This window comes from Rhizobium sp. LEGMi-198b, assembly GCF_054114205.1.
Window position 1 is genome coordinate 389,015 of record NZ_JBSYVH010000008.1, and the last position, 22,998, is coordinate 412,012.

17 protein-coding genes are annotated in these 22,998 nt (G+C 59.1%); 6 read left to right on the forward strand and 11 right to left on the reverse strand.

Features of this window, described 5'->3' with window-relative positions:
- Positions 1 to 40 precede the first annotated feature (40 nt).
- Positions 41 to 1,834: a hypothetical protein gene (locus ACXHXG_RS27450; RefSeq protein ID WP_283052263.1), complete on the reverse strand. Its 1,794-nt coding sequence runs from the start codon at positions 1,832 to 1,834 to the stop codon at positions 41 to 43.
- A gap of 129 nt (positions 1,835 to 1,963) precedes the next feature.
- Between ACXHXG_RS27450 and ACXHXG_RS27455 the strand changes: the two genes are divergently transcribed.
- Positions 1,964 to 2,272: a hypothetical protein gene (locus ACXHXG_RS27455; RefSeq protein ID WP_260305258.1), complete on the forward strand. Its 309-nt coding sequence runs from the start codon at positions 1,964 to 1,966 to the stop codon at positions 2,270 to 2,272.
- A gap of 98 nt (positions 2,273 to 2,370) precedes the next feature.
- Here the strand turns inward: ACXHXG_RS27455 and ACXHXG_RS27460 are convergent, their stop codons facing one another.
- The 4 genes from ACXHXG_RS27460 to ACXHXG_RS27475 all read right to left on the reverse strand — a co-directional run bounded on the left by ACXHXG_RS27460 (position 2,371) and on the right by ACXHXG_RS27475 (position 7,531).
- The gene (locus tag ACXHXG_RS27460; protein ID WP_260304328.1) at positions 2,371 to 3,585 is read right to left on the reverse strand and encodes an alpha/beta hydrolase; all 1,215 of its coding nucleotides are present in this window, start codon (positions 3,583 to 3,585) and stop codon (positions 2,371 to 2,373) included.
- Between the two features lie 185 nt (positions 3,586 to 3,770).
- Positions 3,771 to 4,925 carry an AI-2E family transporter gene (locus ACXHXG_RS27465; RefSeq protein ID WP_457901372.1) on the reverse strand — a complete coding sequence of 385 codons (1,155 nt, stop codon included), beginning with the start codon at positions 4,923 to 4,925 and terminating at the stop codon, positions 3,771 to 3,773.
- A gap of 28 nt (positions 4,926 to 4,953) precedes the next feature.
- Positions 4,954 to 5,787: a polyphosphate kinase 2 gene (gene ppk2, locus ACXHXG_RS27470; protein ID WP_260304330.1), complete on the reverse strand. Its 834-nt coding sequence runs from the start codon at positions 5,785 to 5,787 to the stop codon at positions 4,954 to 4,956.
- Positions 5,788 to 5,842: 55 nt separating this feature from the next.
- Positions 5,843 to 7,531 (reverse strand): SulP family inorganic anion transporter, encoded by a 1,689-nt coding sequence (locus ACXHXG_RS27475; protein ID WP_260304331.1) that lies wholly within the window; start codon positions 7,529 to 7,531, stop codon positions 5,843 to 5,845.
- 827 nt (positions 7,532 to 8,358) lie between these two features.
- Here ACXHXG_RS27475 and ACXHXG_RS27480 point away from each other — a divergent pair.
- Together ACXHXG_RS27480 and ACXHXG_RS27485 are read left to right on the forward strand one after the other, a co-directional pair.
- Positions 8,359 to 9,741, forward strand: a complete 1,383-nt coding sequence (locus ACXHXG_RS27480; RefSeq protein ID WP_457901406.1) for a DUF3300 domain-containing protein — start codon at positions 8,359 to 8,361, stop codon at positions 9,739 to 9,741.
- A 27-nt stretch (positions 9,742 to 9,768) separates the two neighbouring features.
- A complete protein-coding gene (locus ACXHXG_RS27485; protein WP_260304332.1) occupies positions 9,769 to 10,716 on the forward strand; it encodes a DUF2950 domain-containing protein in 948 nt (315 codons plus the stop codon).
- Here the strand turns inward: ACXHXG_RS27485 and ACXHXG_RS27490 are convergent.
- From ACXHXG_RS27490 to ACXHXG_RS27500, 3 genes are all read right to left on the reverse strand, one after another.
- On the reverse strand, positions 10,679 to 11,242 hold the full coding sequence (locus tag ACXHXG_RS27490; protein ID WP_260304333.1) for a CYTH domain-containing protein: 564 nt from the start codon (positions 11,240 to 11,242) through the stop codon (positions 10,679 to 10,681). The genes ACXHXG_RS27485 and ACXHXG_RS27490 overlap by 38 nt on opposite strands.
- A 124-nt stretch (positions 11,243 to 11,366) precedes the next feature.
- Positions 11,367 to 11,837 (reverse strand): hypothetical protein, encoded by a 471-nt coding sequence (locus ACXHXG_RS27495; protein ID WP_260304334.1) that lies wholly within the window; start codon positions 11,835 to 11,837, stop codon positions 11,367 to 11,369.
- A gap of 184 nt (positions 11,838 to 12,021) precedes the next feature.
- The gene (locus tag ACXHXG_RS27500; RefSeq protein WP_457901373.1) at positions 12,022 to 12,528 is read right to left on the reverse strand and encodes an Lrp/AsnC family transcriptional regulator; all 507 of its coding nucleotides are present in this window, start codon (positions 12,526 to 12,528) and stop codon (positions 12,022 to 12,024) included.
- A gap of 164 nt (positions 12,529 to 12,692) precedes the next feature.
- Here ACXHXG_RS27500 and ACXHXG_RS27505 point away from each other — a divergent pair, with 164 nt between their 5' ends.
- The 3 genes from ACXHXG_RS27505 to ACXHXG_RS27515 are packed head-to-tail and all read left to right on the forward strand — an operon-like array spanning position 12,693 to position 16,319.
- A complete protein-coding gene (locus ACXHXG_RS27505) occupies positions 12,693 to 13,922 on the forward strand; it encodes a diaminopropionate ammonia-lyase (RefSeq protein WP_457901374.1) in 1,230 nt (409 codons plus the stop codon).
- Complete coding sequence (locus tag ACXHXG_RS27510; RefSeq protein WP_457901375.1) at positions 13,919 to 15,160, forward strand: Zn-dependent hydrolase; 1,242 nt, start codon at positions 13,919 to 13,921, stop codon at positions 15,158 to 15,160. Before ACXHXG_RS27505 ends, ACXHXG_RS27510 begins: the two co-directional genes overlap by 4 nt.
- A gap of 1 nt (position 15,161) precedes the next feature.
- Positions 15,162 to 16,319 (forward strand): M20 aminoacylase family protein, encoded by a 1,158-nt coding sequence (locus ACXHXG_RS27515; protein ID WP_457901376.1) that lies wholly within the window; start codon positions 15,162 to 15,164, stop codon positions 16,317 to 16,319.
- 87 nt (positions 16,320 to 16,406) lie between these two features.
- On the opposite strand, the gene ACXHXG_RS27520 is transcribed toward ACXHXG_RS27515, so the two are convergent.
- From ACXHXG_RS27520 to ACXHXG_RS27530, 3 genes are all read right to left on the reverse strand, one after another.
- Positions 16,407 to 18,443 (reverse strand): methyl-accepting chemotaxis protein, encoded by a 2,037-nt coding sequence (locus ACXHXG_RS27520; protein WP_457901377.1) that lies wholly within the window; start codon positions 18,441 to 18,443, stop codon positions 16,407 to 16,409.
- Positions 18,444 to 18,869: 426 nt separating this feature from the next.
- Complete coding sequence (gene acnA / locus ACXHXG_RS27525; RefSeq protein WP_457901378.1) at positions 18,870 to 21,494, reverse strand: aconitate hydratase AcnA; 2,625 nt, start codon at positions 21,492 to 21,494, stop codon at positions 18,870 to 18,872.
- 16 nt (positions 21,495 to 21,510) lie between these two features.
- Complete coding sequence (locus ACXHXG_RS27530) at positions 21,511 to 22,863, reverse strand: MFS transporter (RefSeq protein WP_457901379.1); 1,353 nt, start codon at positions 22,861 to 22,863, stop codon at positions 21,511 to 21,513.
- Positions 22,864 to 22,998 lie beyond the last annotated feature (135 nt).

Below are 22,998 nucleotides of genomic sequence, written 5' to 3' on the forward strand. Positions count from 1 at the left end.
CTATTAGCCAAGCCGCAGAGTTTTCAGCAAAACCTTGATTTCAGGGGGTAACCGTGACGCCGGCCGATCTTAATCCTGAAAGGAAATGCTCTTGGTCCGATGGGCGCTGCAGCCGTATTGCGACTTCCCTACGAATATTGGTCAGGAGTGCGGGCGCATTCGATTTGAGCCAGTCCTGTTCTCGGCTGGCTTCGTCGAGCTTGCCCTCCGCGCCAAGGATCGCAAGCAGCACGAGATGGTGCATTGGATTATATTTGAGATCTGCCATACGTGCCCAAAGCTCGGCCGCCTGATAGTCCCGCCGCATATAGGCGCAAAGTGCCATGCCCACTTCATAATATCCAATCGGGCCTGGGTTTCTGCTGATGGCACTCGACATCAGTTCGCAACCCGTTTCCCATTTTCCTGAGAAGGCGAGCCTGAATCCATATTCTCCGGCAACTTCCGTGTCGTTCGGATTGATCGCATAGGCGGCGGCTCCCTCCCTCAATGCGGCGTCGACATCGCCGTTGAAGAAGTTCGCGAGCATCAATGCCTGCAACGCCCGAGCATTCTGAGGATCGATTTCCACCGCACGCTTGGCGGTTTCAAGAGCAAGCGTCAACGGATGTGGTGATTGCGGCATGTCCAGCCGGTATTGGAAGCGAATCTCGTCCAGATAGGTCAGAGAGAGCAATGCCCACGAGGTTGCATAAGCCGGAAGACGCTCGGTCGTGCGCTTGAGACAGTCCTGCACGGCGGCATGGTTTTGCGGGTTCAGATCGATCCGATAGCTGTAATAGGACAAGGTGCATGCATAGGCATCCCAGTCGTCGGGCGGAGATTGGGCTAAACGTGCGGCGTCGGCCTGGTAGATCAGGCCGTAAGGCTGGGCGACAGCCGTCGCGACGCGCCGTGCGATATCGGCTTCGACCTCAAGTATATCCTGCACTCGAAGGTCCCTGTCGTAATTGTTCGCCCAGGTCACCGATCCATCGGAGCGGCGGACAAGTCTGGCCGTAAGCCGAAGCTTGTTTCCGTCGACGCGTATGCCGCCCTGCAGCGCAAAGCGCGGTTCTTCCACCCGTATGTCCGGGCTGGAAAGCGGCTCCTTTGCAATGACGGCAATTTCCTTGAATTTCGCAAGCTCGCCAATGACTTCGTCCGTGAGCCCCCGGGCGATGTCGGCGGATCCACCCTCCTTTGAAATTTCTTCGAACGGTTCGACGAGAACTTTGGGAACACCTCCTCCCGCCGCAGCCGGAGCGGCATTTTGAGCCCTGTGCGATGAAAAGAAAAAAGTGCTCAACGGCGGGATAATGGCGACGAACGTCGTCAGGACTATCGCCGCGGAAATCGCATACCACAGCCACACGGGCGGAGGTGCCCTATCCGCGCGATCGGCCACGATCACCGGCTTCTGCACTTCGGCCGGGGTCTCTAGGACATTGTCGGAATCGGGCCGATCGGCCAGCCTGTCAGCAGCAGTCGCATACCGGAAACAAGGTATATAGGCACCTTTCGGTATGGTGATGATGATCCGGTCGGCCCACCCGGCAACCAGATAGTAGCGTTCGAGGCCGCGACGAATCCGGCCGGCTTCTATTCTGACGACCGGATCGTTCTGAGCATCAAACGATGCATCCCGGGCAAAAACCTCCTGTGCAATCGTGTAAGCCTTGAGATAATCAGCCCGTCCGCCCAGCGTCTCTTCAACGACATATTCCAAAAACCTGCGGCCCCGCTCCGGTGCCAGGAACTCTTCACTTGAAAGGATTCGCTGAAGCTGCTCTCGGATCTCCCACATCTCAGGAGACGACGTGTCGTCTCCACCGCTTGCCCAAGCGCTCTGCATGGTGTCCCCCTGCGACCGTAGCGGTCGTCTTATCGCCCTTGTATGTTCATGTATATTACGCCTCTAATTAAGGTAGTGGCAATATAATGTCTCAATCTGCTTGACGTGATCATGACGAGCGGGGCGGGGATGATATCGGGAAAAAATAGTTCAACGCATTTGTCCGCGCTCCAAATTGTCGAGGTGCGCTTTCCTCATGAGGTCGCGCGGGTACAACAGCTCTTTAGCGTAGACGAAACTTTTCGCAGCATGTGCGAGGACCTTGCAGCCGCCGTCGAAACGCTGACGCGGGTGGACGATCTCCCCGACAATGTCCGGGAAGCGCGGCGCCAGGAATACGCCGGACTCGTCGATGCTCTTTCCGGTGAAATTCGCGATGCAATTCGCAATTCGAAACTTGTGATCTTACGGCCGCAGCCAGGGCGCCCCAAGTCTTAGCGCATCACCAGATTGAACCGATGCAGCCCATGAATTGGTTCGGAAATCATGAGAATTGCTCCGCAGCGGGCATTCAGCCAACGGCATCGGGCGGCGGGTTATTTCACTAGCTGCTGCGGTTGGAGATCACCTTGGAGCGTACCTTCGGGAGCCGGCTGCTTCCTCCTTGGCCGCAACGGCTGCTCGACTATGGTAGCAGGAGCAGCAACAGCCGCGGCGGCAACCGTGCCGATATTCGATACCGTACCGCCGACGACAGCCGTGATGCCCTGCCCGAGCGTTACGTTCGAATCCGTAAGCGGCTGACCGGTCATCAGCCTTTTGCCGATGAGCTGGACTATTTCCGGACTTTCCGCGAACTTGCCGTGGTTCAGTGCGTCATCGGATTTGACCTTTGTCAGGTCGATTGCCGTAATTCCCGCCTTTTCGAGTTTCGTTCGATAGGGCTCTTCCGTCGGGTTGATCGCACCCAAGCGGGAGACCCTTCCCGTGATAAAGCTCGACACCGCGAGCGCTTTATCGTCCTGAGACACGAAGATGGTGAACTTCGGCCTCGGCGCCCCCATCTCCACATACTGTTTGGCGAAGACTTGGATGTCGATATCCGGCGATGCGAGAATAACATTGTGGATCTTAGGGTTCACATGGCCATCGCGGATGCCCATCTGCCGGAGGGACTCCATGGCGAGCCACGTTCCCATCGAGTGGGCGAGAATGGTGATGTCCTTTACATCCGGATCCGCAGCGAGCGTGTGAAGCGCCTGCTCAAGCGCGGTTCGTGAATAATTGGTGCTTTCCTTGTCATATTGATAGGCGATGAGTTGAGCCCTGGAGGGCCATGTGAAGAGGACCGGCGTCGCTTGCATTCCGCTGTCATGGACGATCTGGGCCAGCCGGAAGACGGAATCCTCGTATTTGTTGTTGAAGCCATGAATGAAAACGAGCGCGTGTCCGCCGACGACGTGCTGACGGAACCATGCTCGACCCTCCGCGACCGTCTCCAATTGCTTTACGCGGATGACGGCGAAGTCGGTTGCCGGATTGGGCGGCAGCCGATGCGGCCACTGCACGGTGCCCGGCTGACGTTTGGGCGGGATCGAGACCGCTACCTCCGTCAAATAGGGCTTCGGACTGCGCTCGCCATTGAACAGCGTGGCCGGATCGCCGGAGGGCTGGCGGGTGGTTGCGACGAGCATGTCCACCTTCGCAGTGGGCGGCGCCGATGCCGAAAGCGTCACCGGCGTCATTACGCCGCTCGGATGACCGCATCCTGAAAGGACTGAAAGCAGAACAACCAGAGACCTTCTAAGCATGCATTTTTCCAATCGAACGGTGCACCTGATCGCACGCCGGCAGCCTCCGTTCGGACCATCGCTCCGAAGCGGCCATCGGATCATAGGCGGCAGCTCTGGCATTGGTAGTAACTTACGCGATGGTGCCTTCCTTCGCCCGTATGATACGGGTGGGCAACTTGGCGGCAGGAAGGCTCAGCTTACGGTCAGGAAACAGCCACCTCTTGCGAGGTTTCGGGAGAATTGTCACCAGCAGGAAGGGTGGGGCTCGTCCAGGCCACGAACAGATCATAGAAAACGCCAAGAACTACCGGGCCGAGAAACAAGCCTACCAAACCGTGCGCCAAAGCTCCTCCAATAACGCCAAGCAAGATCAGGGGCATCGGCGTGGATAGACCGCGCGAGATCAAAATCGGCTTTAAAATATTGTCGAGAACGGTGACCGGCACTGCGAGAAGCGTGAACAGCAAAGCATCCGGGAATGGCCAGGTGAACCAGGCCCAAATGACCAGGGGCAGCAGCACGATACCTGGTCCGATCTGAATGATGCAGAATACGAAGACCACGAAGGTCAGCGCGCCTTTTGCCGGAACGTCGAAGAGAAAAAAGATAAGCCCGCAGAGCAGCGTCTGCAGCAATGCGATGCCGATGATACCACGGGAAACATTGCGGACCGTCATACTTGCCAGACGAACGAAATCGGTTCCTCTGTTGCCGGCGATCCGAGCAACGACCAAGTTCACCGACGTCACCAGTTGCTGTCTTGCAACCAGGAAGCAGCCGCACAGCAACACGGATGCAATGAAACTGAGCACGCCGCCCCCAAGAGCGGCCGTTCTTTCGAGAATGACGCCTGCAGCCGCCTTTATCGGCTCCTGGAACTGCTTTAGCATCACCGTAAAGTTGGCGATGGCGTAGTTCCAAATCTCAAAGGCGCGCTCCCCGACATATGGCCAGGCCCTTATGCTCTGAGGCGCCGAAGGCAAGACAACAGTCCCTTCTTTCAGGCCGGTCAGAAGCGCGCGCGTACCGTCGGCGAAGCTGAACAAGATGGCCGCAAGCGGCGCGATCACGATCGCGAGGCACGCGACGACGATCAGGACTGCCGCGGCAATGCCGCGACGGCCAAGCAATCTCCTTAACAGTTCAAAGAGAGGAAAAAGGGCCACCGCCAGGATCGCCGCCCAGGCGAAGATCAAGATGAAGGGAGCGACGATCGTAAAGGACCAATAGGCGAAAAGACCGACGACACCCAGTCGGATAAACTCGCTTATGCGCGCGTCAGCGGAATTCGAGCTCGACCGGACGCTGCCGGTGTCTGCCGCAACTTCCTGTACGGGCGGTGCTGAGATCGATTGCATGGCACAAAGCCCCGGCGGATTCTACAGCTTACCAGACAAGGTCCGGCACGATATGGCGGACGCCGTCGTCCTCGACATAGTCCGAAGGCCGCTTCTGCCGTTTGCCCAGTTCAGGTTTCTCGAACTTCACCCGTTCATAGGGGATCGATTTCAGAATATGCGAGATGCAATTGATGCGCGCCTTCTTCTTGTCGTCCGAAGGCACGATCCACCAGGGCGCATGCTGCGTATCCGTCATTCTGATCATTTCGTCATAGGCCCGTGTGTAGTCCCACCAGCGGCGGTAGGATTCCAAGTCCATCGGACTTAGCTTCCATTGCCGCACCGGATCGTCGATCCGCCTCCTGAAGCGACGCTCCTGCTCATGTTCGCTAACGGTCAGGAAATACTTCAGCAGAATTACGCCGCTTTCGACGATGGCAGCCTCGAAACGCGGAGCGAGTTCAAGGAAACGACGGGCCTTCTTTTCCGTGGAGAAACCCATGACACGATCGACGCCAGGGCGGTTATACCAGCTACGATCGAAGATGACGACTTCGCCCGCGGCCGGGAGATGAGCAATGTAGCGCTGCATATAGATCTGTGATTTTTCACGGTCATTGGGTGCCGGCAGGGCAACCACGCGAAACACCCGCGGACTGACGCGCTCCGTGAGGCGCTTGATCGTGCCGCCCTTGCCGGCGGCATCGCGACCCTCGAAGATGATCACGATGCGAGCGCCAGAATTTTTGACCCAAGCCTGCAGATGCGCCAGTTCGACCTGCAGTTTCGCGATTTCCTTCTCATAATCCTTGGTGCGCTTTTTCTTCTTTCCACCGCTATCCGCTTCCCCTTCGCGATTGGGATCATACATCTTGTTCATGACTTCCCTCCCTGAGTTGCGATATCTGTGATGCCCCGTCTCGCTCTTGCCTGGGTCACACTTCCTGAAGGCGGAACGACCGGATGGCATCCTCTTTGTCATCAAAGAAACTCGTCACACCGATGCGGTCGACAACACCCGCACGTTGCAGCAGCGCCTTGGCCTCGGCGTTCAACTCCGCCACGCAGAAGACGACGCCCTGCTCCTGCAAGGCCGCTTGAACCGCGTCGAGCGCAGCAGCGCCCGTGCTGTCGAGATGGACTATTGCGCCGGCATCGAGCACGAAATGCCGCGTGTCCGGCGTGAGATTCCTGGCGATGTCACGCAATCGCGTACGAACGTAATCCGCATTGTAGAACAAGACGCTGCCCTGGATCCGGCATATCGCCGTGCCCTGGATCCCCGTGGCATCGGGAAACCGCCGCATATCGTAAAAGCCATCCCGGCCGGGGATGCGCCCGAGAAGCGCGTCATGGGGAAACATCGTCTTGCGCAGGAGATAGATCAGCGTCGCAACGATGGCGACGACGACGCCATTCAAGACACCGAAACTGATGGCGCCCCACATGGCGATCAGCGCGAAGACGAACTCCATTCTGCTGATCTGCCAGATCCTCTTCAGCTCATGAACGTCGATAAGACCGATCGCAGCGGTCGCCAGTATTGCCGCAAGAGCAGGGATTGGCAGAATGCGCAATGCGCTGTGCAGGAAGACAAGGGCCGCAATCAGCGTCGCCGCGGACACCAGACCGGCAGCCTGCGAGCGGCCGCCTACCGAAAGATTGATTGCCGTTCTCGAGTCCGAAACGCTGATCGGGAAAGACCCAAACAAGCCAGGAGCGATGTTTGCAGCGCCCAGGCCGATCAATTCCTGATTGGCATCGACCTCTTCGCCCGTGCGCGCTCCGAAACTCCGGGCAGCCACGATGCCTGCGCCGAAACTGACGAGGAAAACCGCAGCCGATCCCAGGGCAATCTTATCAAGCGGCATTTGTAAAATTGACGGAAAGCTGACCGACGGAAGCCCGCGAGGAATGTCGCCGATCACGGCGATTCCTCTCCCCTGAAAATCGAAGATGGCGGACAGGAGACAGGATATCACAACGACGAGCACAGGCCCTGGAATACGGGATTGCGTCGCTTTGACGATCCACAGCAGGCAGAACATCGCGAGCCCGAACAACAGCGAGGGCCAATGGATGGATGCGCTTTTGCGAAGTATCTCGGCAATCGGCGCCAGCAGACCGTCCGATTCGATGCGCACGCCCGTGAATCGATTGATCTGGCCGACAAGGATGGACAGCGACACGCCGGCGAAGAAACCAACGAGGATCGGCCGAGAGAGAAAGCTCGCCAAAACACCAAGGCGCAATAACCGCGCAGCAAAGCAGAAGCACCCAACGCCCAATGCGAGGGCTGCGGCAATCGCCACTCGATCAACCGGAGCGCCTGCGGGCATGGAAGAGACCACCACGCCCATGGCAGCGGCAAGCACCGTCATCGTGGCAGCATCAGGCCCAACCACCAATAATCGCGACGGCCCGAAGAGCGCGTAGGCAATCGGGGCTACAATGCTGGCATAAATTCCAGTTTCAGGCGGGAGCCCGGCAATGGCGGGATAGGCAATGGCGCTGGGCAAGCCGACCGCGGCGATCGACAGGCCGGCGGGAATGTCGCTGCGCAGCCAATCGGATTGAAAGCCGCCCAAGCCTCGCAATATGGGCAGATGAAAACTGACGGCCATCTTACAACTCCCGCCCACAAAGGACGCCAATCGAAAAAGCTGAGCCCGCCTCATATGCGTCCAAACGCTTGATCGATGCTTGGCGAAGGCATAGCTCGGCCAACGGTTCGTCCTCTTCTTGATAAACAGACAGGATTTTAACGCGGCTGCCGTCACAGCGCGTGTAGCATCGCGTAACATCCGCGTGCCGCATCGAAGCCGATACGAACGCCATCCGTCCGAGGCGATCGAAGGATTGATGCCGCTACTGGAAAAGCAAATTCGCGCCGCCGGTTCGAAAGAGGTGCCGTTCAGAAATAACGGGCCGCACTTTGCTCGATGAGATATAGCTGCGGCAGCACGCTCGCACGTGAGCGAGGGCCTTGCGCAACAGCCATTGCCGTAGCGAAAGTAAGTTCATACCTACCGTTATTGGCGCAATGTGACTCAACAACCAATCCGGCCGGCGCCTTCGCCATTGTTCTCTAAAAGGAATGTCGCTCTTCTGACCGCTCAATCTCGTCCAGTGCGGTGCTGTCCGCACTGCGCGACGTGCAACCCTCGATGCCCGGCTGACCCGTGCTGCGTAACTTCTTGTATTATACATACCTAATGTAATCGACTGCAATATTATGGTTGCGACCGAACGTCGGACCGATGGAAGCGGCGTCGAGCGCGATGCAAGCAGTTGCAGGCAGTTGGGCTCTGCAAGGGGCCTTATTTTGGGGGAAAGCCCGCTCCTCTCGATACGGCCTGCAGCGCTGATCGGGACGGAGCTTCAGAGCGAAAAGCAGTATCAGAAAAGCGGCATGTCCCGCAGATCGCTATGGGGAGAGATCGCTATGGGGATGAAACTTCGAGACCTCATCTTTGGATTGTCAGCGGTGTCGCTTCTAGCGATTCAGGCACAATTTCCCGCCTACTCACAAACATCCGCGAGCAGCGCCCCACCGGCGCAAGCAGCAGAAAATGCGCCCGCGCTACTTTCCGATGACGAGCTGGAAGTGCTCGTCGCACGCATCGCTCTCTATCCGGACGAGCTTGTCGCGGCCATCTCGGCAGCATCGCTTTTCCCGCTTCAGATCGTCGAAGCCCAACGCTTCCTGGAGGCGAAGAAAAAGAATGCGGATCTAAAGCCCAAGAGCGACTGGGACGGCAGCGTCATTTCGCTGCTGAACTATCCGGAGGTCGTCAAGATGATGAGCGATGACCTGGAATGGACGCAGGCGTTCGGAAATGCCCTGACGAACCAGCAAAAGGACGTTCTGGTCGCCATCCAGCAATTGCGCGACGAGGCAGTGGCAAAAAAAATCATCAAGAGCGATGACAAGATTACCGTCGTTACCGAAAACGACAATGTCATTATCCAGCCGACCAATCCGGAGAAGATCTACGTTCCCCAGTATGCGCCGGAAATGCTCTATGAGCCCGGCTACGCTTCCGAACCGATTGGCTATTATTCGGATTCCTATCCCAGCTATTACTACCCGGGAGCAACCTTTTTCGCAGCCGCATTTACGGGTGTTGCATGGGCTGCGGCCGTCAACTGGAACGATTGGGGCATATGGGGCGGCAATTGGCGCGGCGACGTCGATATCGACTGCAACAACTGCTTCAACAACCGCAATTTCAGCGGCAAGGTCAAATGGAATGATGTCGATTGGAAGAATGTTGACCGCAGCAAATTAAACATCGGCAAGGACCAGCTCGCGAAGATGGACCGGTCTGCCATCGGAAACAATCTCCGGTCAGAAGGTGGCAACGATTTGCGCAGCCGGGCGGAGAGCCTCAATCGGGAACGCAGCGGTTCTGCGGCTGATCGCGTCAATCGTGCGGCCGATGTCCGCAGAGATACGGCGCAAGGATTGAAACAGAAGCCGACCGCCCGGACTGCCCAAGGTGCCAACCGGCCCGCGAATGTCGCGCGGGCCGAGCCCCGGTCTCCAAAGGCGGCGACGGGCGCAAATCGAGGTACGAAGGCAGCCGCAGCTCGCTCGGGCCAGCAGAAGCTGGCTTCAAGACCCGACAACAGGGGACGCCAGCCTTCGGCCCTTGGCAACGTCTCCTCTGGCCGCCGGGAGATGATGGCGTCCCAGCGTGGCCGTCAAAGCATGGGAGCGGCACACCGACAGCCTCCCAGATCAATGCATCGTGGCGGTGGACGTCCAATGCCGCATGGCGGCGGCAGAGGCGGTGGCGGCAGAGGCGGCGGCGGTAGAGGCCGGAGATAGACACGATATTTTTTGGGGAGGCAGGCGATGAGAACGACGCGCAGAATGCAGTTGCCCATATTGATGTTTGTGGCCTCGGTCGTTTCCTTATCAAGCTGGCAAGTTGGCGAGGCGCAGGACCGGCAAAGGCTCGCGGGCTTTGCGTCCCATGAGAAGTCGGCCGAATTCGATCAGTCGTCGGAAGCTGTCGATCGCCTCAAGACGGTGCTGACGTCCAACGATGTCGACGGTCTGGCAAAGTTGCTGGGTCTCGATGCGGCCAGGCTGAAGGCGAGCGAAGAAGCCATGGCCGCCCTCGGCCTGATCAAGGAAGGCGCGGCCAGGCAAGTGGCCGTGCAGGACATCTGGGACCGCAAGATCATCGCGATCGGAGACAAGCTCTGGCCGCTGCCGTTTCCTCTGGTGAAACGCGAGGATGGCAAATGGGCATTCGACACGAAAGCGGGCCTGGAAGAAATCCTCAATCGGCGCATCGGCGAAAACGAGTTGCAGACCATCCAGACGATGCATGATTATGTCATGGCCCAGCGCATTTACGCCAGCGAAGACAGGGATGGTGACGGCGTCTACGAATACGCCCAGGTGCTGATCAGCGACCAGGGACGGAAGAACGGCCTTTACTGGGTGGCCGAGACGGACGAGGACGCAAGCCCGGCCAGCGCTTTGATCGAAAATGCGGCATTCGGAAAGGCGCTGAAGGGCGAAGGCTATTTCGGCTACCGCTATCGTATCCTGACCGGCCAAGGCCCGAACGTCTTCGGTGGCCGGCATAGCTACATCGTCAACGGCAACATGACCGACGGCTTTGCGCTCATCGCCTGGCCAGTAAAGTATCGTGAAACGGGCGTGCAGACATTCATGATTAGCGACCAGAGCGTGATCTACGAACGCGACCTCGGCGAGAATACGGCAGAGATTGCCGCCTCCATCAAGGAGTTCAATCCGGACCATAATTGGACGATAGCCGGCGAATAGAGTCTGAAACCTCGTCTGTGATCATGGCACTCTTGGCGCCGAAGAGGCGAAGCTGTGCCGACCGATCCAAAGTCATTGTCGCCAGGGTCCGGTTGGAATATCGGGCATTTCCTGTGATCTCAGGTCCCAGCCAGCGCGGCAGCACCGGCCGATCCGTCTCGCTGAACAACTCGATCTCGGCAATCGTCAGGCCGGAATGCCCACCGTGGAAGACGTCGATTTCCCAGGTGAATCTGCCAACGGGTACCCTATAGCGAGACTTCTCAATCACGGCGCCGATTGCGCGTTCAAGCAATTCTTCCGCTTCCAGGAGCGGAATGGCATATTCGAACTCATCGCGGATGATCCCCTGCCGTTTGAACTTCACGGTCAGGAAAGCCGCCCGGCCGTCCACCAAGCGTATACGGAGCGACTTGTGGGCATCGCACAGAAGATAGCCCTGGCGCAATTCACTTGCAGCCACAGCTTTGCGTCGCCAATCATCGTTTCGGACAAGAAACCTTCGCTCGATCTCTCTTGTCCTCATGCGCCGCCCCCATTGCCGATATTCTCGGCGTTGCGCCTGGAACTTCGTCGGTAAATTCAGCCGTCGCTGCTGCGCTCCAACCACTGCTGGAGCCGGACATGTCGGTCGCCAATTCTATAGGGGATCAGACGACCGGCGCCTCCCAATTCAGGAAAAAGCCGATGTCGCCAGGCACACCGCCCGGAAAATTGATGACTGCGGCGGTGAGGCCGTAGCCCTGAGGACGAGCAACTTCATTGAAGAGGTCGTAGAGTTCCTTGGCTTTTCCCTGGAGAGTCGAAGGCCAATCGGAGCGGTTGCTGTTGATGGCGCGACCGCTATCGGTGCAGAAGTCGGAAGGGAAGCTGTAGATCAATGCTTCGACCTTCCCGTCGGCGACGGCCTTCATCACCACGCGGCGAATGACCTCCCGCTCCTTCTCGCTGACATGTTTCTGAAAGAAGTTCTCGACGAACTCGGCATGTTTTTCGGCCTCACGCGCTCTGATCTTCTCGTCGCGCTGCATCTCCACGAGTTGCAGCTCAAGCGCGCGCTTGCGTAATTCTTCCGCACTGATCATCGAAGGATGGGATTCAGATTTTTCCTCACCAGTCATGACGTGACCCTCCGCTGTTCGAAGGATCATAGGACAGGCGAACCAAGCCTCGTAGTAAGATACGCAGGATTGTTGGTAAATTACGGTAGGCTACCTCGACGCGTTTCATAGCGCCCGTTGCTGCACACCAACTGAAGATCAACGCGGCTTGCCCTAGCCTGCGAAATGCCGAGAGGCGCATCCGCTAGCTCCGGTCGCGTTTGGGATCCAGAGCAATGCTCAATCCGACCTTCACCCTGTCCATGGTGACAAAGCTGCGAAACCGCTTCACGTTCTTGTTGGCGAAGAACAACCGCCTCGTCAGGGCGTCGTAATCGGCCATCGTCCTAACGACCACGAGAAGAATGAAATCCACCTCGCCTGTCACATAGTAGCACTGCTGAACTTCCGGGGCTTCCGCGAAGGATTTCCTCGTTGCGTCATGCGTGGCGGCGAACTCGTTGTGCATCTCCACCTCGACGAAGACTGTAATCTCGTGGCGCACATGCGACGGCTCGACGACAGCGACATTGGCAACGATCGTGCCCATCTCCTCCATACGCTTGATGCGGCGCTGCACGGCCGGAGCCGACAGGCCGATTGCCTCTGCGATCGAGCGCTGCGGCGTTTTGTTGTCCTTCTGAAGAATCTGCAGGATGGCGAGGTCGAAACGGTCGAGCTCCACGGCTCCTGCAGAATGCTTGTCAGTCATCCGTATTTCCTTTGCGAGGAGTAATTTTCCAATAGGCTCAAATTTAGGTCAAATCGGCCCGGCCGATCGAGCGAATGTTTCATTGTTGGCATTAAAATACAGCGCATTTCTCACACGTAATGAAGTAATTATCAGGACAGGATTAATTTCGAAAGGATGTCCCGATGCTGCTCCTGAACAAACACGCCGACTATCGCAAGCCGCTCGAAACCGTCGACGCCGAGATTTTGGGGGTCGAAGCCGCCAAGACGGTCAAGGACTTCCTGCGCCATCGCGAAGACTACGAGGCAACTCCTCTGGTGTCGCTACCGGATCTCGCACGTGAGATCGGGATCGGTTCGATCATGGTAAAGGATGAGGGCCATCGCCTCGGCCTCGGCAGCTTCAAGGCACTCGGCGGTTCCTATGCTGTGATCAGGCTCGTACTGGAGGAGGCTTCGAAGCGCCTCGACCGCGAAGTCGGCGTGGCGGAGCTTCAGAGCGACGATGTGAGATCCATTGCATCGCAAATGACGGTCGCCTGCGCGACGGACGGCAACCATGGGCGTTCCGTCGCCATGGGCGCGCAGCTCGTTGGTGCCAAATGCTCGATCTTCGTTCATTCGGGCGTCAGCAAGGAGCGCATCGACGCAATCGCCCGTTTCGGCGCAGACATGGTCCGCGTCGACGGCAACTATGATGACTCCGTCCGGGAAGCGGCTCGCGTGGCCGAGGAAAACAACTGGATCACGGTCTCCGACACGTCATGGCCCGGCTACGAGCGCATTCCAGGCTTCGTCATGCAGGGCTACACCGCGCTGCTGACCGAGGCGCTCCGCCACATGTCGGAACCGCCGACCCATGTTTTTGTGCAGGCAGGCGTGGGCGGCATCGCCGCTACGGTTGCTGGCCACTTCTCCGTCCTTTTTGGCGACAATCGCCCCTTCTTCGTGGTCGTCGATCCCTCCCGCGCAGCCTGCATCTTCGAGACAGCCCGCGCCGGACATTTGGTCAAGGTCGATCATGGCGAAGCCACCGTGATGGCGATGCTGGAGTGCTACGAGCCGTCGCTGGTGGCATGGCGGATCCTGTCGCATGCTGCGGATGCATTTATGACGGTTGACGACCCCGACGCGATCGATGCGATGAAGCTTTTTGCAAACCCCAGGGGATCAGACCCGGCGGTCGTTGCCGGCGAGAGCGGCGGCGTTGGCCTCGCCGGCCTTTTGAAGCTTGCTGCCGACAAGGAACTGCGGGCGAAGATCGGCCTTGATGCGCAGTCCCGCGTCTTCCTCATCAACACCGAGGGCGCGACCGATCCCGTTCTCTACGAGAAGTTTGTCGGCGCAACGCCGGCAGACATTGCAGCGAAGAACGCCGGCCAAAGCGCAAGAAAGGAAAAGGTGGCCCGATGAGCGAGATTTCCGTCAACTCCGAACGGCTGCTCGACCGAATCTCCGAACTCGGCGACATCGGTCGTGGCGGTGACGGCCGGCTAGTCCGTCTCGCAGCTTCGGATACAGAAAAGCTTGGACGCGACAAGTTCGTCTCGTGGATCGAGCAGGCTGGATTGGACGTCGCCATCGACCGCATCGGCAACATATTCGGTATCTGGAAGCCCACTGCCGTTTCCGACGAGCCACCGCTCATGCTCGGATCGCACATCGATACCGTCATCAACGCGGGCATCTATGACGGATGTTATGGCGTTCTGTCGGGTCTCGAGGTGATCGAAACGCTTATCGCGGCGGGCTTCCAGCCGTCGCGCCCGATCGTAGTCGCCGCTTTCACCAACGAGGAAGGCGTGCGCTACGCGCCCGACATGATGGGGTCGCTCGTCTACGCGGGCGGCCTCGATGTCGACACGGCTCTTGCGACGGTCGGAACGGATGGCACGAAGCTGGGCGAGGAGCTGCGGCGCATCGGCTACGACGGAGAGCATGAACCAGGCTTCATCCGGCCGCATGCCTATATCGAGCTGCATATCGAACAAGGTCCGGTTCTCGAGCGCGAAGGCATCCAGATCGGAGCCGTCGAGAACCTGCAGGGCATTTCCTGGCAGCGGGTGACCATCAGCGGCGACGCGAACCACGCGGGAACGACGCCTATCTCCATGCGCCGCGATGCCGGACATGCCGCCGCGCTGGTCATCACGTTCCTGCGCGAGCGCGCCAAGAATTCGAACACTCCGATGGTAGCGACGGTTGGCTGCATGAGCTTCGAGCCGAATGCGATCAACGTCATCCCGTCCCGCGCGACATTCACGGTGGATCTTCGCGATCCGGACGAGGATCGGCTCAAGCAAGAGGAAGCAGCCCTTGAAGCCTATCTTGCGCAGGTGGCGAGGGAGGAAGGTGTATCCTTCGGGGTCGAGCGCCTCGCCCGCTTTCAGCCGGTGACGTTCGACGGCAAGATCGTCGAGCTGATCGAGAAAGCAGCGACGAAGCGCGGACACACGGTCCGCCGCATGACCTCGGGCGCAGGCCATGACGCGCAAATGATCGCGCGGATCGCCCCCTCTGCGATGATCTTCGTGCCGAGCCTTGGCGGCATCAGCCATAATCCCAAGGAAAAGACACCGGACGAGGATCTTGTCGCTGGAGCCAACATGCTTCTCGACGTTGTAAAGCAGATTGCGGGCGGAGGGCTCTGAAATGGCTATCGACATCGATGCTTTAAAGAAAGAAATGACGGCGTGGCGACGCGACCTGCACGCCCACCCCGAGTTCGGATTCGAGGAGAGGCGCACTTCGGCCTTCGTTGCAGCCAAGCTGCGCGAGTTCGGCCTCGATGATGTGGCGGAAGGCGTCGGAGGAACGGGTGTCGTCGGCACGCTGAAGCGCGGATCCGGCAACCGTTCGATCGCACTGCGCGCTGACATGGACGCGCTGCGTATTCCCGAGCAGGGAGATCTTCCGTACAGGTCGTCGAACCCGGGAATCATGCATGCTTGCGGCCACGACGGCCACACCACCATGCTTCTCGGAGCCGCCAAACTGCTCACAGAGGACGGCGGCTTCGACGGAACCGTCCGCTTCATCTTTCAGCCCGCCGAGGAATGGGGCCGCGGCGCACTCGCCATGCTCGGAGACGGATTAATGGACCGCTTCCCCTTCGAAGAAATCTACGGCATTCATAATATGCCAGGCCTGCCCGTCGGCACGTTCGAAACCCGGCCCGGCGCAATCATGTCGGCCGAGGACAATTTCGAGATCAACCTAACCGGGATCGGCGGCCATGCCGCGCGTCCCCACTGGGGTAACGAGGTTCTCGTCGCGGCCTGCGCCATCGTCACGAACCTGCAGACGATCGTCTCGCGCCGCCTCAGCCCTACGGATACCTCCGTGGTTTCCGTCACCGAACTCATCACCGACGGCACCCGAAACGCGCTGCCGGGAGAGGCCAGGATCCTGGGTGACGCACGAAGCTTCCGTTCGGAGGTCAGCGCCGAAATCGAGAAGCAGATGCGCATAATCGCGCAGGGAACCGCTCTCGCCTATAACGTCTCGGCCGAAGTGACCTATACCCGGGAATTCGTTCCGCTCCTCAACGATCCCGATCTGGTCGAGGAGACTTTCGCCGCCGCTCACAGTTTTCTCCCGGAGAAAAACGTTCGCGTGGCACCGGAGCCGATGACAGGAAGCGAGGACTTCGCGCACTTTTTGAAGCATGCGCCCGGCGTGTTCGTGTTCCTCGGCAACGGGGATTCTGCACCGCTGCACAATCCTCGCTACGACTTCTGCGACGATGGTCTGATCCATGGGACGAACTTCCACACCGCGATCGTCCGTCGCAGGCTTTCCCTGTCCTGATATGGAAAAGTGGGCCTCGCGGCCCACTCGTTCCCCAACGAGTTTGGAGGGCTGACCGCTACTTGCGGGCAGCCGCTGACGCTTCCGTCAAAACTCCTCCCACCCAGCAACGGCTGCTGCCGCCGTGGCTTGTCCACGAAAGGCACCTGTCAGCTTCTGCTTGAGCGCACGCGCAGGCGAAGGCACCGGTCGGCTTTCGGCGGTGACGGCGCGTGGCGCCGCTTGACCCATGTCGAGCTTAAAGCGAGCAATCAGCCGGGCAAGGCTGGCGGCCTCCTCGGCGAGGCGGCCGGTGGCGGCGGTCGATTCCTCTACCATGGCCGCGTTCTGCTGTGTCACCTGATCCATCGCGTTGACGGCGGTGCTGACCTCATGAAGGCCCGTCGACTGTTCCTTCGCGGCCGTGGCGATCGAGTGCACATGTTCGTTGATCTTGGCGACATGCCCCTGGATCAGGCCAAGGGCATCCCCCGTAGCTGTCACCAATTTGACACCCGAGGTGACCTCATCGCCGGAGCGGTTGATCAGCCCTTTAATGTCCTTTGCTGCATTGGCCGAGCGTTGTGCCAGTTCCCGCACTTCCTGGGCGACGACGGCAAAACCCTTGCCGGCCTCGCCGGCACGCGCGGCTTCAACACCGGCGTTGAGTGCCAGGAGATTCGTCTGGAAAGCGATCTCGTCGATGACGTTGATGATCTGGCTGATCTCGCCCGAGGCCTGCTCAATCCGTCCCATCGCAGAGACGGCTTGCTTGACGACGGCGCTTGACTGCTCGGTGCTCCTGCGCGCCTCGTCCACCATATGACTGGCCTCAACTGCGCGTTCGGTCGAGCTTTTCACGGCGACGGTGATTTCTTCCAGAGCCGAGGAGGTTTCCTCCAGCGCGGCGGCCTGCTGCTCGGTGCGCTTGGAAAGATCCCCCGACGCCAGGCGCATTTCGCCGGCACCGCCATTGATCGTATCGATGGCGGCACGAACCTCGCCGAGTACGGAGCGAAGATTGTCCATGGTCGCGTTGACGTTGGACTGAAGCTCTCCAAAAGCGCCCTGGAACTCGCCGCGCATGTTCTCCCTGATATCCCCGTCGGCGAGCGCCGCGATGACGCGGCGGGTCTCGGCGACGCCACGATCAACGGAGGCGACCAGTTCGTTGACCTGCGCCGCGAAGCGGTTGAGGTCGGCGTTGTCGTAGTCTTTGGTGATGCGCTGCGTGAAGTCACCGGCAACGGCGGCCGATACGACTTCGCCGATGCTCGATTGCAGGTCGGCGCTTTTCGCCTGGAGCGCCGCCTCCTGCGCATTCATCTCCCGCACCTTGATGCCGTTTTGCTTGAACACCTCGACGGCACGGGCCATCTCGCCAATTTCGTCGTGCCGGGCGGCGAAGGGGACGTTCGTATCAAGATTGCCCTCGGCAAGAACGCTCATGCTTTCGGTAATTTCGCCGATCGGCCTCGCGATCACCCGAGCACCGAACATGGCAGCGCCGATCAGCACAACAACAGCCAGCGCCCCGATGCCGAGATTGAGGCGTAGAGCTAAGGCTGCCGTTTCGGTTGCATCCTCCTCGGCCCGTGTCGCCATCGTCTTCGCCGAGTCCACCCCTTCGTCGAGAAGGTTAGACCCCTCGGTCGCTATTGACAGCAGCTTAGCCTGAACTTCCCTTTCCTTAGCCTCAAGCGCAGGGTCGGTCGTTTTGACCTGTAGTTCGGCCGCGATGACCTTTGCCATGTCATTGGTCGTTGAAAACAAGGTATCGACCGCTGCCTTGATTGCCGCAATCCGATCTCTGTTGACCTGCAGCCGCAACCCGCCAAGCGCGTCATCCAAATATTTCACGAGGGACGCCTTGTGGGTGCCGATATGTTCGACGGCGCTGGCAGCTTCATCCGTCGAGGTCGCAAGGCGCAAATCGCGCACATCGACTTGCATTCCACGCAACGATGCCTTTGCGTCAACCAGATCCCGCGAAATGATCAACTGATCCCTTTGATAGGCGGCGCGTTCTTTGACGAGTTGGCCACTTTGCCAAGCCGTGACCAGCATGACCGCGACCAAGAAAATGCCGACGCCGGAAAGCATAGTCAGTTTGGTGCTAATTCGCGAAAAGATACTCGTCGTCATTGTTCCAGTTCCTCCATAGTAGAAACAGGAAAACGTCATATCCCCTGCTGAATTTTAGAAAGCGTGATCGACTTCATTCGACCGCGGTATAGGCGTCCGGCTTTTCGAGAACTTCCTTTCTTTCGAAGATGAAATTTCGTCGGCCCTGTCCAACTAACATTCTGTAACAATTAACAAAAAGTTTTGCATTTGATGCAACTTAGAGGTTAGCTGCGCAAATGGGATAAGAGGGGCATGAAATGGATAATGCTAAAAGACTACGGAGGCTTGGAAAGCTCCCAGCCACCTGCTTTTCGTTGTCCCGGTGACGTTGGCTCTCATCCACGCGAACTGCATGGTGGCCAAGCTCAAAGCGCCGCATTAACCGCAAACTGAGATAGCTTCTCTCTCAGCCCGGTTTCGGCCTGTTTCCCGAATGAACGCTTGTTAGAGCAATCGCGACATTGCTCCGGTCTGCATCGCATTGCGCAGAATAAGAGGGAGAATGCCCCCTGACCGGAGAATATCGACCTCAGCGTTGGTCTCGATCGCGGCGGTTGCCGAGAGGCTTATTTTTTGTCCTGTCGATCGCTTCACGACAACGCCGACCTCGCAACGTGGCTCAAGGCGCGTTGGATCGGCAGAGATCTCCACCAGATCTTCCGCCGCAAACGCCAGCTCGGCAGGGCCAAAAGCCTCCGGCAATCGAAGCGGCAGGATGCCCATTCCAATCAGGTTCCATCTATGGATACGCTCGAAGCTCAAGGCGAGAACCGCCCTTACCCCCAGCAGTGAAACACCCTTCGCAGCCCAATCGCGCGACGATCCCATACCGTATCGCTCGCCCGCAACAACCACGACCGATCGATCTTCCGCTGCATAGCGCTGCGCGGCGGCCCAGAGAGACAAGATCTCACCCGAAGGGGCATGAATGGTCGATCCGGGCGGAATATCCGCTCCGATCAAGTTGCTGACCGTCTTGTTCGTGAACAGGCCGCGGATCATGGCTTGCCAATTGCCGCGACGCGACGAGAACACGTTGAGGTCCGCCGGGTTCTCTCCCCTCTCGATGAGATAGCGCCCCGCGTCGCTCTTCGCCTCAACAGCGCCGGCGGGGGAGATATGGTCGGTCGTTATGTCGTCGCCGACGACCAGAATAGGATGGGCCTGATAGTTACCCAGCAACGTGCCCTTGCCGAAGCTCGCAAAAGGCGGCCGGCGGATGTAGGTCGATTTCTCATCCCAGGGAAAGATAATCGTGGTCGGCGCATCGAGGTCTCGCCATGCCTTGCTGGCCTCGGCCTTCTCGTAGGCGGGGGCGAAGTCACCGATGTCAGAGGCCTGCGCCACGGCCGCATCGATCTCGGACGCCTTTGGCCACACCATCGAAAGCGTCACCGGTGTCCCTTCACGGGAGTAGCCGATCGGATCCGTCAGTATATTGAGCTCGACGGTGCCGGCCAGCGCAAAGGCGACGACCATCGGTGGGGAAGCGAGGAAGCCTGCTTCGAGCTGAGGATGCACGCGGCCGGGGAAATTCCTGTTTCCGGAAAGCACAGCTACGGGCAGAATATCGCGCTCTGCCATGGCCTTTGCGATGGGCTCTGTCAGGGGACCGGAATTGCCGATACATGTCGCGCAGCCGTAGCCGACGATCCCGAAACCCACGGCTTCGAGATCTTCAAGCAGGCCGGCTCGCTGAAGATAGCGCTCGGCGGTCGGGGATCCCGGCGCCAGCGATGTCTTCACCCAATGAGGCGGACGCAGTCCGTAGGCGCGCGCCTTGCGCGCAAGGAGCCCGGCGGCGGCGAGCAGGCGCGGATCGGAGGTGTTGGTGCAGCTCGTGATCGCGGCAATCGCGACGGCGCCGCTGTTCGGCTGCCCTTCGACATCGGCCGACGGCTTCTTCATGCCGGCAATGGCCGGCGCCGTTTCGCTGACGGGAATGCGATCCTGCGGACGCCGGGGACCCGCAAGGCTCGGTTCGACGCTGGAGAGATCGATTTCAAGGGTGGATGTATATCGAGGCTCCGAGGATGGATCGAACCAGAGCCCCACGCGCTTGGCATAGTGCTCGACGAAATCGGCGTGATCCTCACTGCGTCCGGTCGCCCTCAGATATTGAATCGTATGGCCGTCGATCGGAAAATAGCCGCTATTGCCGCCGAATTCCGGCGTCATGTTTGCAACGACTGCGCGGTCGCCCGCCGTCAACGTCGACACGCCCGGCCCATAGAACTCGACGAACTTGTCCTGAAGGTCGATCTGACGCAGCAGATGGGTGACGACCAGCGCGAGATCGGTCGCAAGCACGCCCTCCCGCAGGCCGCCGATCAGGCGTACGCCGACGACATCCGGCACACGGAGCGTCACCGGCATGCCGAAGAAGACGCTTTCGGCCTCCAGGCCGCCGACACCCCAGGCAAGCACGCCGATACCATTGATCATCGGAGTATGACTGTCCGTTCCGATTAAGGTATCCGGCATGGCCCAGCGCCTGCCGTCTTTCTGCTGGTGGGTCACGACCGTTGCGAGCCGCTCCAGATTGAGGGTGTGCATGATACCGGTGCCGGGCGGATGGACCCGGAAGCCGGTGAGGGTGTTGGTCGCCCATTTCATGAAGCTATAGCGCTCGGCATTGCGCTCATATTCGCGCTGCATGTTGCGCTCGAGCGAAGCCGAGCTTCCGAACGCATCGACGGCAACCGAATGATCGGTCGAGACATCGACTGGCACCACGGGATTGAGCAGGGCCGGATTACCGCCGGCCTCCGCCAATGCGGACCGCATGCCCGCAATATCCACCAGTGCCGGCCCGCAGGTCGTGTCATGCATGAGGACACGGTTCGGCAAGAACGGGATTTCCACCTCGCTCCTGCCCTCATCGAGCCAGGCAATGATCGCCGATTTGGCGCGCGCGGCGTCATCTCCCCCTGTCCGGAGCACGTTTTCCAGCAGGATGCGATGGATATAGGGCATCCGCTCGAGCTTCGGACCGGCCTCCTTCGGCAGGTCAATGATATCGTACCGGACGCCATCTACGGCGAATTTGCCGACCGTCGTCATGCTCATGCTCTGAAACCCTGCTTCACGATTTGGGCGATCTGGCCCGCGCGATATTGAATTGCCCAGACGGCCCCACGCCCTCTGCGGTCTCCGCATTGGAGACACGCATGAACCAGGTCATCAGGAAGGACAGCAACAGAAGTGCCGCGAGGAACATGAGCCCGCCGAGGGCGCTGCCTGTCCATGTCTTGGCTGCACCCATTGCGTATGGGCCGACGAAGCCGCCGAGATTGCCGATGGAATTGATGGCGGCAATCGAGACCGCGGCGGTCGATCGGGTCAGGAACAGGCCGGGCAGCGACCAGAACGGCGACTTGAAGGCATAGATCCCGGCGAGCGCCACGGAGATCAGCGCGATAGCAATATAGGGATCGTGGGTTAGCCCCGTCGCCGCCAATGCGATGCCTGCAATCAGCAGCGGGGCCGCCGTATGCTTCTGGCGCTCGCCGGTGCGATCCGAGCTGCGCGACCACAGCACCATAGCAATGGTGGCGACGGCATAAGGGACCATGGCGACGAGGCCGATCTGGAAATGGCTGAGATCGCCGCCGAAGCTCTGGATGATCTGCGGCATCCACAGGCCAATACCGAGATTGCCGACCTGATAGATGAAATAGATGGCGGACAGGAACAGCACTTTCGGGTTCGAGATCGCCTGCCAGAGACCAAGATGTTTGACGTTCTTGCGATTGGCATGATCGGCGGCAAGCGCTTTCGTCAGCCAGTCCCGCTCCTCCTCGGTCAGCCATTTCGCCTTTTCGGGGCGGTCCGTCATGTAGAAATAGTTGAAGATGCCGGCGGCAACTGCGGGTACGCCTTCAAGGATCAGCATCCATCGCCAACCAGAAAGACCGAAGCCACTGACATTATCCATGATCCAGGTGCTGAGCGGCGCGCCCATAAGATAGGAAACGGGAATGGCAGCGGTGAAGAATGCCACAGTCGTCGCCTGCTCTTTCGAGCGGAACCAGTAGGTCAGATAGATGATAATGCCTGGGAAGAAGCCGGCTTCGGCAACGCCCAGAAGAAAGCGCAGGATATAAAGCTGCATGGCGCTTTGAGCAAAGCCGGTCAGCATGGCGACGGCACCCCAGGTCAGCAGGATGCGTGAAATCCAGATACGCGATCCGTATTTCTGCAAAGCGATGTTGCTCGGCACTTCGAAAAGGAAATAGCCGATGAAGAAGATACCGCCGGCAAAGCCGAAGGCTTCGGCAGACAGCGCCAGATCCTTGTTCATCTGCAGCGCCGCGTAACCGAGGTTCGCGCGATCCAGATACGAGATGATGTAGAGCAGAAACGTATAGGGGACGATCCTCCAGAAGACCTTTCGCATCGTGGCCTTTTCTAGTCCGCTTGTCGCAGCATCGGTCATTGCTACCTCCCAGAAGCAGTGATGGTGATACCCGGGCATGTCCGAGCACATGCGAGCTTATTTACACAATATGATTATAAAATGCAATTGCCGTGAAGTGTAAATAGCGATATTGATGGTAAGCACATCAATTCG

Excerpts from the sequence above, each read along its gene's own strand:
- ACXHXG_RS27450 (WP_283052263.1), bottom strand. The coding sequence starts at position 1,834 with ATGCAGAGCGCTTGGGCAAGCGGTGGAGACGACACGTCGTCTCCTGAG.
- ACXHXG_RS27455 (WP_260305258.1), top strand. The coding sequence starts at position 1,964 with ATGATATCGGGAAAAAATAGTTCAACGCATTTGTCCGCGCTCCAAATT.
- ACXHXG_RS27460 (WP_260304328.1), bottom strand. The coding sequence starts at position 3,585 with ATGCTTAGAAGGTCTCTGGTTGTTCTGCTTTCAGTCCTTTCAGGATGC.
- ACXHXG_RS27465 (WP_457901372.1), bottom strand. The coding sequence starts at position 4,925 with ATGCAATCGATCTCAGCACCGCCCGTACAGGAAGTTGCGGCAGACACC.
- ppk2 (WP_260304330.1), bottom strand. The coding sequence starts at position 5,787 with ATGAACAAGATGTATGATCCCAATCGCGAAGGGGAAGCGGATAGCGGT.
- ACXHXG_RS27475 (WP_260304331.1), bottom strand. The coding sequence starts at position 7,531 with ATGGCCGTCAGTTTTCATCTGCCCATATTGCGAGGCTTGGGCGGCTTT.
- ACXHXG_RS27480 (WP_457901406.1), top strand. The coding sequence starts at position 8,359 with ATGAAACTTCGAGACCTCATCTTTGGATTGTCAGCGGTGTCGCTTCTA.
- ACXHXG_RS27485 (WP_260304332.1), top strand. The coding sequence starts at position 9,769 with ATGAGAACGACGCGCAGAATGCAGTTGCCCATATTGATGTTTGTGGCC.
- ACXHXG_RS27490 (WP_260304333.1), bottom strand. The coding sequence starts at position 11,242 with ATGAGGACAAGAGAGATCGAGCGAAGGTTTCTTGTCCGAAACGATGAT.
- ACXHXG_RS27495 (WP_260304334.1), bottom strand. The coding sequence starts at position 11,837 with ATGACTGGTGAGGAAAAATCTGAATCCCATCCTTCGATGATCAGTGCG.
- ACXHXG_RS27500 (WP_457901373.1), bottom strand. The coding sequence starts at position 12,528 with ATGACTGACAAGCATTCTGCAGGAGCCGTGGAGCTCGACCGTTTCGAC.
- ACXHXG_RS27505 (WP_457901374.1), top strand. The coding sequence starts at position 12,693 with ATGCTGCTCCTGAACAAACACGCCGACTATCGCAAGCCGCTCGAAACC.
- ACXHXG_RS27510 (WP_457901375.1), top strand. The coding sequence starts at position 13,919 with ATGAGCGAGATTTCCGTCAACTCCGAACGGCTGCTCGACCGAATCTCC.
- ACXHXG_RS27515 (WP_457901376.1), top strand. The coding sequence starts at position 15,162 with ATGGCTATCGACATCGATGCTTTAAAGAAAGAAATGACGGCGTGGCGA.
- ACXHXG_RS27520 (WP_457901377.1), bottom strand. The coding sequence starts at position 18,443 with ATGACGACGAGTATCTTTTCGCGAATTAGCACCAAACTGACTATGCTT.
- acnA (WP_457901378.1), bottom strand. The coding sequence starts at position 21,494 with ATGAGCATGACGACGGTCGGCAAATTCGCCGTAGATGGCGTCCGGTAC.
- ACXHXG_RS27530 (WP_457901379.1), bottom strand. The coding sequence starts at position 22,863 with ATGACCGATGCTGCGACAAGCGGACTAGAAAAGGCCACGATGCGAAAG.